Annotated in this window: 12 protein-coding genes; 2 read left to right on the top strand and 10 right to left on the bottom strand. The window is 57.3% G+C overall.

Going from position 1 to position 14,670, the window contains the following annotated elements:
- Positions 1-151: 151 nt before the first annotated feature.
- The 3 genes from AC2FM5_RS06730 to AC2FM5_RS06740 are packed head-to-tail and all read right to left on the bottom strand — an operon-like array spanning position 152 to position 2,471.
- Positions 152-1,831, bottom strand: coding sequence for a recombinase family protein (locus AC2FM5_RS06730; protein ID WP_496734599.1), 1,680 nt, complete (start codon positions 1,829-1,831; stop codon positions 152-154).
- Positions 1,828-2,244 carry a DUF2924 domain-containing protein gene (locus AC2FM5_RS06735; protein ID WP_496734601.1) on the bottom strand — a complete coding sequence of 139 codons (417 nt, stop codon included), beginning with the start codon at positions 2,242-2,244 and terminating at the stop codon, positions 1,828-1,830. The genes AC2FM5_RS06730 and AC2FM5_RS06735 overlap by 4 nt, the downstream gene beginning before the upstream one ends.
- Positions 2,241-2,471, bottom strand: a complete 231-nt coding sequence (locus AC2FM5_RS06740) for a DUF3489 domain-containing protein (protein ID WP_170404272.1) — start codon at positions 2,469-2,471, stop codon at positions 2,241-2,243. Before AC2FM5_RS06740 ends, AC2FM5_RS06735 begins: the two co-directional genes overlap by 4 nt.
- Positions 2,472-2,869: 398 nt before the next feature.
- Here AC2FM5_RS06740 and AC2FM5_RS06745 point away from each other — a divergent pair, with 398 nt between their 5' ends.
- On the top strand, positions 2,870-3,484 hold the full coding sequence (locus AC2FM5_RS06745; RefSeq protein ID WP_496734603.1) for a ParB/Srx family N-terminal domain-containing protein: 615 nt from the start codon (positions 2,870-2,872) through the stop codon (positions 3,482-3,484).
- Here AC2FM5_RS06745 and AC2FM5_RS06750 read toward each other — a convergent pair.
- Entirely contained in the window at positions 3,481-3,750 is a 270-nt protein-coding gene (locus AC2FM5_RS06750) for a hypothetical protein (RefSeq protein WP_496734605.1), read from the bottom strand. The genes AC2FM5_RS06745 and AC2FM5_RS06750 overlap by 4 nt on opposite strands.
- A 79-nt stretch (positions 3,751-3,829) precedes the next feature.
- Entirely contained in the window at positions 3,830-4,327 is a 498-nt protein-coding gene (locus tag AC2FM5_RS06755; protein ID WP_496734607.1) for a very short patch repair endonuclease, read from the bottom strand.
- A gap of 67 nt (positions 4,328-4,394) precedes the next feature.
- Here AC2FM5_RS06755 and AC2FM5_RS06760 point away from each other — a divergent pair, with 67 nt between their 5' ends.
- Positions 4,395-5,927, top strand: a complete 1,533-nt coding sequence (locus AC2FM5_RS06760) for a DNA cytosine methyltransferase (RefSeq protein WP_496734609.1) — start codon at positions 4,395-4,397, stop codon at positions 5,925-5,927.
- Between the two features lie 51 nt (positions 5,928-5,978).
- Here the strand turns inward: AC2FM5_RS06760 and AC2FM5_RS06765 are convergent, their stop codons facing one another.
- From AC2FM5_RS06765 to AC2FM5_RS06785, 5 genes are all read right to left on the bottom strand, one after another.
- Positions 5,979-7,298, bottom strand: a complete 1,320-nt coding sequence (locus AC2FM5_RS06765) for an ATP-dependent nuclease (protein WP_496734611.1) — start codon at positions 7,296-7,298, stop codon at positions 5,979-5,981.
- A gap of 217 nt (positions 7,299-7,515) precedes the next feature.
- The gene (locus tag AC2FM5_RS06770) at positions 7,516-9,321 is read right to left on the bottom strand and encodes an AIPR family protein (protein WP_496734613.1); all 1,806 of its coding nucleotides are present in this window, start codon (positions 9,319-9,321) and stop codon (positions 7,516-7,518) included.
- Position 9,322: 1 nt separating this feature from the next.
- Positions 9,323-10,327, bottom strand: coding sequence for a PD-(D/E)XK motif protein (locus AC2FM5_RS06775; RefSeq protein ID WP_496734615.1), 1,005 nt, complete (start codon positions 10,325-10,327; stop codon positions 9,323-9,325).
- Positions 10,311-13,199 carry a Z1 domain-containing protein gene (locus AC2FM5_RS06780; RefSeq protein WP_496734617.1) on the bottom strand — a complete coding sequence of 963 codons (2,889 nt, stop codon included), beginning with the start codon at positions 13,197-13,199 and terminating at the stop codon, positions 10,311-10,313. Before AC2FM5_RS06780 ends, AC2FM5_RS06775 begins: the two co-directional genes overlap by 17 nt.
- Positions 13,196-14,662: an ATP-binding protein gene (locus AC2FM5_RS06785; RefSeq protein ID WP_496734619.1), complete on the bottom strand. Its 1,467-nt coding sequence runs from the start codon at positions 14,660-14,662 to the stop codon at positions 13,196-13,198. The genes AC2FM5_RS06780 and AC2FM5_RS06785 overlap by 4 nt, the downstream gene beginning before the upstream one ends.
- Between the last annotated feature and the right edge of the window lie 8 nt (positions 14,663-14,670).

A 14,670-nucleotide genomic window follows, 5' to 3' on the forward strand; every position in this document is an offset into this window, starting at 1 on the left:
CGCCTTTGTGATAATGGCGTGATATCAATGATTTACGCCCCAAATTCCCTAAACTGTGGAACAGGGAAATTTTTTCACGGTAACAGGGAAGTTCTGCGCCGGAACAGGGACGTCACACCGGGTATCAGGGAAGCCGGAATTTTGGAGAGTTTCAGAAGCCGAAGATGCGCTCCTGCTCCGCCCAATCCAGCGGGTGGGTGACGCTGACCAGGCGCTTGAGGGTAAGCTCCGGCGGCTGGCTGCCGTCGAGAATCGCGGCCTGGATCTTCGGCGACATGAAGGCGAGTTGGGCGCCGGTGCGGATGAAGGAGGCGGGCACCTGTTCCCGGCGCGCGATGTCGACCAGCTGGACGCCACTTTTCAGATTACGGACCCAGCCATGGGCGCGGATCAGCATGGAGCGGAGATGCGGATCCGGGTGAGGCTGCACATCGCCGGCGATGATCTTGGCTTCGACGCCGCGGCGTCGCAGGTCGAAAGGCGCTTCGATTCTGAGCAGGTCCGGGTTCAGATCGTCTGGCGAATGGCCAAGCGCGCTTGCCAGGGCCTTGCCGTCCAGGTCGAGGCAGATCCGCCCGCGCTTGAGCGTGCCAGAGGCAAGCAGGCCGGCGCAAATCGTTCCGCCGGTGTCGCGGAGCCGGGTGGCCAGTTCTGCGACCGCGGACTTGATTACAGATGCGGACCCGGCCTCGGGCCGCGCGAGGATCCGGTGCGATGCGGATGCCTCCTGCAGATGTGTGATCACGATGTTGATGACCGCCGTCTCCAATGCTGGTCCTGACAATCTCCAACCGGTGGGATCCGTGCCCCCGGAGATCAGCCTGTTGGAGACGTAGTAGCGTAGCCGTCGGCCCTTGCGGGTGGTGTGGGTCGGGGTGAGCCGGTCGCCGGTGTCATCCCGCAGCTGGCCGGTCAGCCAGGCGCCGGGGTCTGTCCCTCTGGATGGAGCGTCGGGTGAGGGTTGCGCGCGGAACCGTTGTGAGGCTTGCCGCATCCTCTCCTGCACCCGCTCCCACAGGTCCTCGCCGATGATCGCCGGGTGCTGGCCGGGCCAGACCTTGTCCTTGTGGCGGATCTGGCCGCGATAGACCGGGTTGCGCAGCAGGTAGTAGATCTGGCCGCGCGACAGCAGGCGATTGCCTCTGACGGTGCCATCAGCTTGGACAACCCGTTTCGAGCACAACCCCTCCGCAGCGGCCCGCTCCGCCACCCGGCGCAGGCAGCGCAGTTCCGCGTAGAGATCAAAGAGGCGCCGGACGGTGCTGGCCTCTTCCTGGTTCACCACCAGCGTGCGGGCTTTGGGATCAGGCTGGCGGTCGAAACCCAAGGGCAGGTTGCCGCCCATCCAGAGGCCTTTCTTCTTGGAGGCGGCGATCTTGTCGCGGATGCGCTCGGCCGTCACCTCGCGTTCGAACTGGGCAAAGGACAGCAGCACGTTCAGGGTCAGTCGACCCATGGATGACGAGGTGTTGAAGGACTGCGTCACCGAGACGAAGGAGCAGTTGGCCTGTTCGAGCCGCTCGACGAGCTTGGCGAAGTCGGTGAGTGAGCGGGTCAACCGGTCGATCTTGTAGACCACCACCATGTCGATGCGCCCGGCATCGATCTCTTCCAGAAGCCGCTGCAGGGCAGGGCGTTCGAGCGTGCCGCCGGAGAGGCCGCCGTCGTCGTATCGCTGTGGCAGCAGTGACCAGCCCTCGTTACGCTGGCTAGCGACATAGGCGGCGCAGGCCTCGTGTTGCGCATCCAGCGAGTTGAAGTCCTGGTCCAGCCCGTCCTCGGAGGACTTGCGGGTGTAGATGGCGCAGCGGACTTTGCGACGCGGGCTCATCTGGCGCCCTTTCCAGCGAGACCGAAAAAACGGGGGCCGGACCAGTGCGCCCCGGTGATCTCGCGGGCGATGGCCGAAAGCGAGCGGTAGGCGCGACCGTTCCAGGCAAAACCGTCCTCGGTGACATCGACCACATGGGTCACCCCGTTCCATTCGCGCAGCAGGCGTCCCCCGGGTTTGAGGGCAGGGGGCGTCGGCCGTGGCTTTTGGTCCGCCCCCTTGTCCAGCGCAGCCGTCACCTTCCGGGAGAGCCCGCCATGACGGCGGGCCTGCAGTTCGAAGGCGAGGAAACGGCGCAGGAAGGGGTGGCTCAGCATTGCCGGGGCAGGGCGGTCGAACAGCTGCTGCCAGAGCAACAGCAAGCCCTTCCGATCCATCGCTTCCAGCTCGGCGATTTCCGCTGGGAAGGTCATGCCTGCGCCTCCGCCTCGGCAACGAGGTGGTAGGTGGCCGGCGCGCCCGGTTTGTCCGATGCTCGGCGTTCGATCGTTGCGCCTTTCTTGCGCAACATGCTGAGGGCGGCCCGGGCCGAGTGTTGCTGCCAGCCGGTGGCCTTGCAGATGTCCGCGAGGCTGGCACCTGCGGGGCGGCGAAGCAGGGTTTGCACCCTATCGGTCTTGGTGTGTTTGGTTTTGGGCATGTCTGGTCTCCTCGTGTTCAGGGGGGCGGGATGCCGTGCCCCGGTACCGAGGTGAGCCCGAACATGTCGGGCGTGGGACCAGTGATGCGTGGTTCGCGCCGGTAGTCCAGCCTGAATCCGCTGGCGCTAACGAAGAATCGTGGGTGTCTTAACGCACTGGAAAAAAACAAAAGCTTGCTTCTTGCTGGTTGGGTGATTATATTCGGTGTGCCTCACGCAGGACCTTCAAATCCTGCCAGAAGCACTCACCGGGCCCGAGCGCCCAAAGGGAGCATCGAAAGAGGCAATGAACCGGATCGCTGGATCCGGGGAGTTGCTGTTCGTGCTCTCTCCGAATTCCCCGAAGCGGTCCATTCGATCCCCGGCTGTTGCGACAGCCCAGATGAATGGAGGCGCGCATGCGTACCCAATCCCAACCCCGCGATGCCGCAGCATCGACCGCCCCTGTCTGGATGGCCGAAAAGGTCGTGCAGACGCCGATTGCAAACCTCAAGCCTTACGCCAAGAACAATCGCGTTCACACGGTAAAGAGCATCGACAAGCTGAAAGCCTCGGTACGACAGTTCGGCTTCGTCACCCCGATCCTGGTCGACGGCGACTGCGTGATCATTGCCGGTCATGGCCGGTTCGAGGCAGCGAAGGCGCTTGGCCTCACCACGGTACCGACCGTGGTGGCCGGTCACCTGAGCCCGGCCGAGGTGCGCGCCCTGCGCATCGCCGACAATAGGCTCGCGGAACTGTCCGACTGGAACCAGGCGGCGCTGCAGATCGAGTTTGCCGAGCTGATGGACCTGAGCCTGGATGGCGAGCTGGAGTTCGGTCTCGACATCACCGGCTTCGAGGTGGCGGAGATCGACCTCCTCATCAGCGGTGCCGGTGACACGGATGCGCGTCAGCCGGAAACCGTTGAAGAGCCGAACCCGGCACAAGTCGCCATCACCCGGCCCGGCGACATCTGGCTGCTCGGGGATCACCGCATCCTCTGCGGCAATGCATTGGAAGCGGACGGCTAGCCGTCAGGCCAGACAACGCGTTCAGATTCAGGCAGCCGTAGCGCCTTCGCGCTAGCCACCTGGATCTCGTCCAGGCGCATGTCATGCTCGGCCATGCGCTTCAGGTGCAGAAGCATGCCATCGATGTAGTTCTTGTTCCGGCTGGGGTTAGGGCCATGGTCTGACCCGCCCCGGGACTCAACTGTGAGGGCAAATCCGTCCGGTAGCTTCTCGAGCGTGAATTTCGCATCAAGCTCTTGGCCAGTATCACCTCTGGGGTTCAGCACATCTTCTCTCCGTAACCGCTCAAGCCATTGATACGCCAAATAGGCCGAGCGCCAAGGTGTTCAGAGGATTCTGGCGTGGCTAGGTGTCAGCAGCTGAACGGACATCCGCTCGAATGACGGAAGATGCCTCATCGTCGCCGATCTGCAGCTGAAGCTCATTAGACCGAAGCCACGCTGATAGGAGGTCGGTTGTGACGTTCATCTGATCCGGTTTCCGGAGAGCGCACTCCCAAACCGTGGCGATGCGCCAACCGCCTTCCAGGAGCTTATCGCGAACTGCCTCGTCCCGAGCGACATTTGCGGTGAACTTGGCTTGCCAGAACTCTTGGCGGGTCGATGGACTGGTTGTGTAACGACAGCCCTCATGGCGGTGCCAGAAGCAGCCATGCACGAAGACGATTGCGTGATGCTTTGGAAACACGAGATCAGGTCGCCCGGGCAAATTTTTCGAATGCAGCCGGTAACGGAAGCCGCGGGCATGAAGTGCCCGCCGAAGCACTAGTTCGGGCTTCGTGTCCTTTCCCTTGATCCCGGCCATCATCCGGGATCGGGTCTGTTTGTCGACGATATCGGCCACGTGCACCCTGGTCTTCGATCTGGAACCTGGTATACACCGACTGAATGAAGTTCGTCAGGAGCCTGATTTGCCTTCGACTTTCGGCATCGTTGATCTGTTCGCCGGCCCCGGCGGACTTGGTGAGGGGTTTGCATCCCTTGTCGAGGACGGACAAGCGCCGTTCCGGATCGGCATCTCGGTCGAGAAGGAGGCATCGGCCCATCGCACGCTGAGGCTGCGCGCGTTCCTGCGTGAATACAAGGCACGTCAAGGCGCCTTGCCCGATCAGTTCATCGATTTCCATGCAGGGCTTGTCCCCGAGCCGGATTGGTCAATAGTCGACGCCGAAGCCTGGCAGCTTGCGCTCGATGAGGCTCGTGCACTCGAACTTGGAACTGAGGCTGCTGCGAAGGCGATTGACGGTGCCATCGCGAAGCTGCGCAAAAACTATGACGATACAATTCTCATCGGCGGGCCGCCCTGTCAGGCTTATTCCCTGGTTGGGCGGGCCCGAGCCAAGGGCAAGATCGGCTATGTGCCTGAAGATGATGAGCGGCATTACCTATTCCGAGAGTACATCCGCGTGCTCGAGAGGCTTCGTCCCGCCGCTTTCGTCATGGAAAACGTCAAAGGCATGCTTTCCTCGACTGTTGAAAGTCGACTTGTCTTCGAGATGCTGATGGAGGACCTGTCCTCACATGGTACGGGCCAAGATCATCACTACGACTTGCTGGCAGTGCGAGTGGAAGACGGAAAAGCTAGCCTGCAAGAAGCAGTCCGACCGTCTGATTTCATCGTGCGTGCTGAAGAATTTGGAGTGCCGCAACGACGTCACAGGGTGATCATCGTCGGTATCCGATCCGATATTGCGGGCAAGGCAACCCGCGCCGAGATTGCCGTCTCGGGTCTGACGCGGACGGTTAGCGACGTCATCGGGACAATGCCCGACGTACGCAGCGGTATTAGCCGTGGTCGAGACGATTCATTGGCGTGGCGAGAAGAAGTTGTCGAAGCGGCCAAATTAATGGCCGGCATACACAAGGGAAAAGAAAACGCTCCTCTTCGGCAGGCATTCTCATCCGTTGCCAAGCAAATGAAGTCACGGGCTCCGAACCGTCGAACTGCGTCATGTCTGCCGGATGGATACGGTAACTCAAACGATGAACTACTGAGCTGGCTTGAGCGGCCAGAGCTAAGTGCTATCACCCAACACGAAACTCGCGGGCATATGGCCTCGGACCTCGGGCGGTATCTCTTCGCAGCTGTATTCGGGGCAGTGCATGGCTACAGCCCGAAGGCTGCCGATTTTCCTCTCGCGCTCAGCCCAGATCATCGGAACTGGCACAGCGGCGTATTCAATGATCGATTTCGAGTCCAACTTGCCGACGCGGCCGCGACTACGGTAACCAGCCATATTTCGAAGGATGGACATTACTTCATACACCCCGATCCAATCCAGTGCCGCAGCCTGACCGTGCGCGAGGCTGCACGCCTACAGACATTCCCCGATGACTACTTGTTCATGGGCAATCGAACGCAACAGTATGTGCAGGTTGGTAATGCGGTGCCTCCGTTTCTTGCTATCCAGATTGCTAGACTCCTAAATGCAATTCTCAACTAGCTTAAGTGACCTTTGAGCAGCCTGACTTCGCTCACCAACTATTGGGATTTCTTAGTACCTTGCGGCTCTGATAGCGGAGGCATCCTTTGCTGAAATGGTCAGTACATCTTCGGGATTTGCACAATCAACGATGGTGGGCGAGTGGGTAGCAATAAATATCTGACCAAACTTGCGCGCGGCCAATTCAACCATGCGGACCTGAAGTTCAGGATGGAGATAGATGTCCGGCTCATCCAAGACCAAGACAGACTTATCGGAACCACGCATGAACTGTAAGACCATTTGCATCCACACCTGAAGGCCAAAACCTGACCAGAACATCTCTCTTGGGATTCCCTCTTCGAAAAACATCATCTCCATCGGCTCCCCAGGGCTCAAAACCCTCGGGCGCTCCAACGATATTTCTGGCCATGCAGATGACACTGCCTCAGAAAATTCGTCAAACTCATCTTCTGTTTTTCGAATGAGGATATTTCTCAGATGTCGATGAGCGGTGCGGGTATTTTCGCTAGTTGAGATCGTTTTATCGGTCAAATATTGTTCATTCTCTTCAACTGGACCCAAAGTTGGAACGACAACAAGGGACAATGGAAACTGACGCCGAAAGGCAGATGTGGTTCGAGGAAAGGGCCCGTCACAAAGGAGATAGGCCTTAATTGGTTGATCTGGATGCAGAAGGATCACAAATTGAGATCCGTTTTTCAGTGATAGCCGAACTGAAGCTGGGTTATCAGAGTAGTTCCATGCAATATTATCGATTGGAATTTTTAACGTACTGGTTGGCATGGTAAAGCTTGCACAGCTTCTTCCCTCGAACTCGGATATTTCAGGTTTTCTTCTTGACGCGTACCTGAGCACGTCGTGACCGACCCGGAGCGCGTCAAGAATGCTTGACTTTCCAGCGTTGTTTTTGCCGGTAAGAATGTTTGTAGCTCCACAGTCAATTCTGAAGCTTCGAAACTTTTTGAAATTCTTCAGTTGGATGGAAGCGACATGCTCGCAAGTTGTTGTGTTGCTCTTTAACGTCTCTTCTTGCTTGCTTGCATTCGAGGTATCGGGCGTGACGGAAACAGTGCGTTCAATTCCATCTTTAGGGGCAGGCTGCCCATCTTGGCAACTCTCCGTCGCAAGTGTCGTCCCAGTGTCTAGGTCGCCTAGTGACCAATCGACTTCGTGATGATCCCATTTAGTCTGACTAACCTTGATGAATTCACCTTTCGAGGTTTCCGCTTGCCTCGCTCGATGGTAGTCCTCGGCCGCAACCTCCGAACTGAACTCCGAGAGGGAAAGTTCTGAAAGATCTTCCGAGGAAGTCTCATGATCCTTGGTCGGTCCATGATTATCTCGGCCCATTTTTCGGTCATTTGGCATGGTCTCACCTGTTGACAATCTTGGTAAATGCCGGTCTGCGATTTTCCTCGTTCGGCTGGCAAAGGTGGAGTGAGATTCCGTTCAATGCCAACTCGAAAGATGAGACTTTGGTACCGTCTTTGAATTGTGATTATTGACTGTTCACCAGTTCAACGACGGAATTATTTCTGTAGGGATCCGGCTCACGTGTGCAAAGGCCAATTCATATCTTCTCATGTTAATTCTCCCGCAGTTCATCAATTCCTCCATATTGCTGGGGAAAAGCGACTAGCTTGATTTTGTTCCACGTTTCGAGTCTTTTGGCGACTTCGGAAAACTGCTGACCTGGAGCGATCCTATTGAACTCGGAATTCACAATTACTGCCCAGTCCCAAAGCAGATCCCGGAACTCTGCCGAGATGCCTTGTCGCATCCAGATCTTCTCAAGGTCGAGCCTGTCTCCAATTCGATCTGCGACAACTGCAACAACGTAGGTGGCAATATTTACATAACCTTGGCGGAAGATCTCTTTCGCGTCTTTTGTCTTAATCATACTCTCAATGGCTTTGAACACGATTACCTTTGCAATCATTGCGCGAAACCACTTTGCATTAAGCGGACTAGGAGCGATGTTTGGATCCTCGTCAAGCGCTGCCATGAGGGCTGCGAAGTTCTTTTCGCCGCCAAGCGCGACCTGGTTTGGCTTTCCGCGCCACGCCTCATGGTATTTGGCAAGGTCGTTCTTGGTCAGCTTGCGCCTCGGTGGGATCATCTCCTTCAGCTTGCGGCGTTTAGCAGGGGTAGTGCCCTCTCTCAGCAGCATGACGTTGTAGGCGCCAGCCGCCCGCTCATAGAACCAACGGGTAGCGCCATCAGGACACCAAGTGTCGTTTGCAAGTTTTTCGAGCTCTCGATGGAATGGGCGATTTGCCGAGAGATCTGACATTTTAACTGCGTTTTGACTGTTTGCATAACGCGAGACATTACTGATTAATCGCTCACGCGCTTCGTCTTGTGAGGCCTTGAGAATGATGATCTTGGCCGGAACCATGACATGGCTCAGATCTATGGTACGGTCGTCGCGCGACGCGAAATAGATGCTCGATGTCGTCTGGCCACCGTTCACGATCTGCAATCCCTTCATGAACGACAAACCCAGATTACCGTCATCAGTACGCTCGAACGCAGCCTCGTCGCAGACTAGGACCAAGCCGTTATTGAATGCGAGAAAGTGCTCCGGTTCCTTTCGTAGAGTTTCGACGATACCTTTGTTCACTGCACGTTTGTTTCCCAGGAACGTTCGAATGTTGGCTTCGAGTAGCGTTGTGCCGTAACGAAGATAAAGATCTCGAATAAGTTGCCCGGGAATGGCAGTCAGGGCGTACTCGTAATCCGCGTCAGGATCAGGAACGTGAACACAAGGTAGAGGTCGACCTATCGACTGAACAAAACTGACTGCGAGTTCATCTCTTGGTTTTCCTTCGGTGTGTCGAAACAGCCGTTCAATATCCATGGCCTCGACGGCCACCATCTTTTGATGAACCTCTTTGTTCGAGAAACGCTTGGTTTTGGTTCGTCCATCTGTGATCACGAAAACCCGTAAGCGGTCGATGTCGTGCCATCGGGAACGGATGGTTGCAACGAGGTCCCTGACCGGGTGGGTAGGATCAATTTTGGCGTCAAGCTGGCCACTCGCAGCGCGAAAGAGGAAGCGCACGCCTTCGCTGGCCGTTCTTGTGGCATCTGAGTCACGTAGATCGTTTAACTCATTTGTTCCAAAATAGTGGGTCACGAACAGGTCGAGCGCCGTTTCATCGGAGCTGAGGGCATAGCCGGTTATGCGCAGCTTGGCGTTACCGACCTTGCCGTTCCAATGACAAACGGTGGGCGCGTCGCATATCCCGGTTTCTGCCACGTGCTCCATGACCATTTCGGCAAAAACGAGTTCCTCAGAAGGAAAGGGACCCTCTCCATCCGAAACACGTTCGGCGATGATCGTCTGCATGTCGGAACGAAAATTGTAGTGAAATTCTTCAAGACTCATGTCAATCCAGTCCAAACTCGTTGATCAACTCTGGAAGAGTAATGGAAGGAACTTCCAAGGCATCCAGGTCAAGGACATAGGCGGCAGAACGGATGGCGATTGGCAGGTCAGCACGCGTGAGGCGTGGCATGTGACCTTCCGCGCGAAATCCCCTTGCATCCTTCAATATCAGCGTGCGGCCATAGAGCGGCGCATGTTCGTCAAGGTACCCCATCACCATCAGTAGGGCTTCGAAGCTGCGCTGCACCCCAGCACGCTCAAACCTTTCGCGGAGTTCAGACACGAAATCGACAAGTGAAGATCCGTCCGTGTTTTCCTCGAAGCGAAGCCCGCAAAGAAGAATTGGATCTCGAGAACCATCCAGCTGCTCGATGCTGTTGATTCGGGCGAGGAAGCTGCCGGTCCGAACAGTGCTCTTTACTTCAATCGCGCCTCCGCGCACGTGAAAGTCTTGCGCTGCTCGTAATGGTCCTTGCCAGCAATCGAGAGCACCAACTCCCAAGGATGTGTCTGCGAGCAGTCTCAAAATCCATAACTCGCCGACAAGGCCGATCTGTGCATCGGGCGAAAGGGGGCGGTGCGTACGGGCCATGAATGCCTGCCATTCCCTGACCCGTTCGAGGAAGGCCTCTATCACATCACGATTCGCCGTGTTTGCTGCGACTTCCAATGTTCGCAAGACATCGACGACCATGATGGCGAAGATGTCCGGTGATCCTTCGGGCCGTCTGACCAAGGCGATGGCGGTCTTTCCGGCAACGACAGTCTGCCCCTCGATGACGGCGACATCGAAACCCTTGCCTTCAGGCAACCGTGCCGAATTCACTGACCACGAGCTGGGAAATGAAACAATCAACGCTTCTCGCCCCAGGGGGAAGTGGCAGCCAGCCTCAACAGAGACAGCACCCATCTCGGTGAGATGTACAAAGCGCCAGTCTTCACTGGCCTCCTGGCGCGCGAGCGCTCGCCAAGCGCGTTCAAGCCCCTCCTCAGTCCACCCAGTCATTCAGACCTCCCCACAGAACGCTGTTGGCGATATACTTGGAATTGGAAACTCTTCTCTCGGAAGTGCTCGATGGGAAGCTGATTGCCCAAGCTACTACAGGGTCTGCATTTTCGAGTTCAGGGACGCCAGAACCGGCAGGATCTAGCAGATAGAGCATCAGTAAGCCACGTTCGCGTCGAGCCGGAATGCCAGCGTCAAGTACCCCGTATCCGAGAACGTGGCGGATCTGCGGTCCTCTGGGTTCGGAAGGTGGTTCTTTGCCTTCGTTTCGATCCGTATCATTGCGCCAGGTTTTTTGACTGAGTTCGAGGGCTGCCTTCCACTCTGCCTCGGTTAGATCAATAGCCTGATCGCGTGGGGAAATGAGGGTCTTGATGGAGTACCGATCCGCATGCTCGGCCGCTCTGCGGCGATCCAGCATTTTGACCGATGCGCCACCAACCGACTTTTCTGTTCCGGGTTGTTCCTTTCCGATAAGGGCCACGGTCCAGTCTGTCAGTTCCTGGTCCTTGTTCATTTCCTCAACGAAGTCCGCGATCAGCGGGCTCATGATCCGGAAGCTGGCCGAATGGGTCCTGTACTCCCGAAGGAACGAGATCACGCTGAGTGCTGGCACATCTCGCCATAGGTGTCCGTTCCACTTCTGACCTTCAGGTACAAAGAGCTGGTGGTTCAGGTCTTTCGATGGGCCTAGTGCGCTGATGAAGCGATCAGTGGCATTGAAGTTTGCCGTGATATCGTCCTTTCGATTTGGGAACACGATGGTCTGCAGCAGATCGCCTGAATAGGTCAACTGCATCGCTCGCGCGTTTCGCATCTTTGCCCGCGACGTAACGGTCAGCACGGAGTGGGATTTCACGCGCAGGCCGAACTGCTTCGGCGTGGCACCGGCCGCAACCATGTTATCAAACTCTTGGCGAAGCTCTTCGGCTGCATCGGCGATATGGCCGAACCACTCCACCATTTCTTCGGATGTGTATAGGCGGCAGACATCGAGGTAGCCGTCACGGTAGCCGAACCACCGACCCATTTGCATCAGTGTGTCGTACATGCGTGCGGTCCGCAGGAAGTAGCTTGTGCAGAGACCCTCGAGCGTCAGACCACGCGCAAGCTTGTCGCCACCGATGGCGATAACCTTCAGGCCGCTGGCGTCGTTCTCAGCATAGTCCAGAGCGTCCTTCGCCGTGCCGTTGATCTCGCGCACGCGAATGTCCGACAGGACGTCCGGCAAAACGTCACGAATTTCCGCCCATGAGAAGTCATCCAGCGTCTCGCCTTCCACAAGCGCATCTCGGATCCCTCGCATACCAGGGAGGAAGGTCGCTTCATATTCTTCGCGCATGGATGCTTCGAGGGGAGCAAGTTCGATGCCACGTGTGTATCGGCCTTTCATGTCTCTCACGTAGGTGGCCACCTGATTGAAGACTTCATTTTGTACTGAGGTGAAGCGCGTCACGTGGATGAGCATGGAGGAGTGCTTGTCGCCTTGTCCGCGCAGTTTCCGTACGGCGCAGGCATACACGAATGACCGGATCGCTTCTGCGAGCGAGTCCGGCACGCGATCTTCGCCCTCCCAGCGTGGTCGATGCCCGTTCTTGTGCGGCTTCATTTCTGGCGACGTTGTCGACTTGCTGGGCATCCAGGGCTGGAATTCATCGTCTGATAGTGCGCGCACCAATGGCAGGTCTTCTGGCGCGCTTGAAGCGGACCCAAACACGCGTCCCGGCCCAACGTAGTTCGATGGTGCCGCTAGGTTGGTGATGAATGCGGAAGGGAATAGGTCGGGACCATGCTCCTGCGTTTCACCTCGCTCGTGAATGAAGATGTTTGCAAAGGGTGTCGCGGTGTAGCCGACGTAAGCCTTGCGTGCAAAGTGGTGCAAGATCGCACGGATGAGCCTGTTGATGGTTTTCGGCTGATGCTCGAGATCTGGATTGCCGAAATCATCTACGACGTCTTCGCCCGTGTCTACTGAACCATGATCCGACTCATCGTCGATCACAAGAATTGGCAAATTGGTAACCATCTTGCGACCCGTCGTGGGATCGGTGTGATTGGCGACGCGATTGCGGATCCAGTGTAACAAGCGCTCAAGGACTGTCTTGTTTTTCTTGACGACGAACAACCAAGGTCGCTGCTCCGGACTGATGTTCATCTTGGCCGCAACGGCTGTGTTGAAGTCGCCTTTGTCACTTCGATTGGTTGCGGCATTGGGACGGACAGATGTGTCGTTGTCGATCAATCCAACCCCGACCGCAGGAAGCTCATCGGCATCCGCGATCGTGGCAAAGCCGAGGAACCCCTCGTCTAGGCGGATCTGGGTCTGAGCCCTCAAGTTGTTGTGAAGACCCGCAAGCACGATAATGATCTTGTAACCAGCGTCTGCTGCCTTGCAGATCAGACCGGTGTAGTTGCCTGTCTTTCCGGACTGCACGTGGCCGACGACGAGACCGCGGCGATCCCAAGCGCCTTCGCGGACTGGATCCTCGAGGTTTGAAAGAACTTCATCGGTAGCAACGTCGAGGGCGTCGAGAGCCGACCACGGAATACGCGTTTCCATGTATTCGGAGTAGCGTTGCCAGTATGTCCACCCCTTTTTTCTTTCAGCGTCGAGCCAGGGAATATGGTTCTCACCGTTCATTAGGGTGGCGTTCTGACCAACGGTGCGGCTTGAGCGACGGATCAGTTCGTCAACGAGCGCGTCCCGATCGACGAGGGCAAAATCCTCCTCCATCATCATTGCGAGCTTTGCCAGCTCCTTTTCGATCATTTCTGGCGTCACAGGGCTCTGTGCCCGCTCCGCAGCGAGGCGCAGCATGTTCTGCGCCATGGAAAGTATTGAATCGAAGGCCTTCTGATTAGAAACCGTCATAGTGGATCTTTCACTTCAAGGGATGAAATTAGGTCGAGATACCTGTCGAATGGGGGCGTGCGACCAAGCCGTTCGCGCGCCTCAGAAGGACTCAGACCCCGAAATGTCACAAGTGCTTCGAACATCGAGGACAATGTCTCCATAACTTCTTCGTCCGATGCCCCGGCGAAACCTGTCCTCGGCGTTTCCTTGTCTTCTGCGGTGTCAAGCCAGATGCGCTGAACTGGAACGGTTTCCTCAATGAGCCTGAGAACAGCGAGTATGTCCGGTTTGAGCGATCCTGCGCGTTTCAGGATTGAGGCGATGAGGTCATGGTCTCGGGCAATCCGGTAAGAGGTCCCTTGTGCGGAGCGCCGCACTTGCCAAGCCTCCGCAACCGCGTTGGAGCGCGTGCCCGATACAGGCGCGACATGACCTCGGTGGGCAAAGACCCGTCTCGCCGTGTCCCGCGTCTCCGATGCAAGGCGGTGAAGTTGAGGCCGCAGACGCACCGGCGGATTGGCGGTCGACTTCAGAACATTGATCTTCCAATCGGCGTCCGCGCTGTTTGGTATGTCAAGCCTTATGCGGGCGAGCCGGTGAGCTTCATCGCGCGGCCATGGCTTGCCGCCATCGCCTAGGCCCAGCCAGCCCCCTGCAAGAAGGAGACGGCGGTTGCGATAGACATAGAAGCCCTCCTGCTGCGTCCATCCTCCGGGTCCGGCTGCGGATTCTTGTTCGGCGGGCTTGAGCATGTCGCGATGCGGAAGGACATGACACTGAACTGTCACACCTGTCGTATGAAGGATGCGATACTCGGGGCTTTCGAGCGCTTTGCCGGGATGTCCTATCATGTAAGGATCCCAGGGCTTCACCCCTCTACCGTTGAGAAGGAGGCGCAGCGTCGGCTGCTGCCCGTCCAAAAGACGATGAAAGGTCATCGCAAGATGTGCTTCGACGCGATCGGCGAGCTCGATCATGTCGGGGGCGGTGAAGCCATCGGTCACAATACGGTCTAGCTTCTCCCAAAGGACGATAGTGCCGTGTTCCATCTGCTCGAGGGGCGCAAGCAGTTGCTCAGATCCTTGTGCGGGCCCTTCAAAGAGGGGCCATTCGGCGCCCGGCTCCTGACCAATTAGGTCGAGATCCCAGCGCAGGCATACAACAGGACCGCCATTCTGCCGGCTGGCAACGGTCAGTCTTCGAGCTTGAGAGAAACTTGCTGTCTTAAGGCCTAGTCCGAAGCGCCCAAGGTCGCTGGCTGCGCGCTCCGCCCGAGGATCGCGCGCTCCAAGGCGCATTCCGGCTTCAAGGGCCGCGTCGTCCATGCCGTCGCCGTCGTCAACAATCCTTACCCAGCTGTCTGGGCCGGCCCATTCGAGATGGATGGCGACCTCGCTAGAATTCGCCGTAATGGAATTGTCAACCAGATCGGCCAGTGCAGTAGGAAGCGCATAGCCGAGCCCGCGAAGTGACTCGAGCATTGAACCTG

This window comes from Ruegeria sp. BHSA162 (assembly GCF_059613385.1).

What these genes read in the sequence shown, in the direction of transcription:
- AC2FM5_RS06730 (WP_496734599.1), bottom strand. Translation starts at nt 1,831, where the DNA reads ATGAGCCCGCGTCGCAAAGTCCGCTGCGCCATCTACACCCGCAAGTCC.
- AC2FM5_RS06735 (WP_496734601.1), bottom strand. Translation starts at nt 2,244, where the DNA reads ATGACCTTCCCAGCGGAAATCGCCGAGCTGGAAGCGATGGATCGGAAG.
- AC2FM5_RS06740 (WP_170404272.1), bottom strand. Translation starts at nt 2,471, where the DNA reads ATGCCCAAAACCAAACACACCAAGACCGATAGGGTGCAAACCCTGCTT.
- AC2FM5_RS06745 (WP_496734603.1), top strand. Translation starts at nt 2,870, where the DNA reads ATGCGTACCCAATCCCAACCCCGCGATGCCGCAGCATCGACCGCCCCT.
- AC2FM5_RS06765 (WP_496734611.1), bottom strand. Translation starts at nt 7,298, where the DNA reads ATGCCAAATGACCGAAAAATGGGCCGAGATAATCATGGACCGACCAAG.
- AC2FM5_RS06770 (WP_496734613.1), bottom strand. Translation starts at nt 9,321, where the DNA reads ATGAGTCTTGAAGAATTTCACTACAATTTTCGTTCCGACATGCAGACG.
- AC2FM5_RS06775 (WP_496734615.1), bottom strand. Translation starts at nt 10,327, where the DNA reads ATGACTGGGTGGACTGAGGAGGGGCTTGAACGCGCTTGGCGAGCGCTC.
- AC2FM5_RS06780 (WP_496734617.1), bottom strand. Translation starts at nt 13,199, where the DNA reads ATGACGGTTTCTAATCAGAAGGCCTTCGATTCAATACTTTCCATGGCG.
- AC2FM5_RS06785 (WP_496734619.1), bottom strand. Translation starts at nt 14,662, where the DNA reads ATGCTCGAGTCACTTCGCGGGCTCGGCTATGCGCTTCCTACTGCACTG.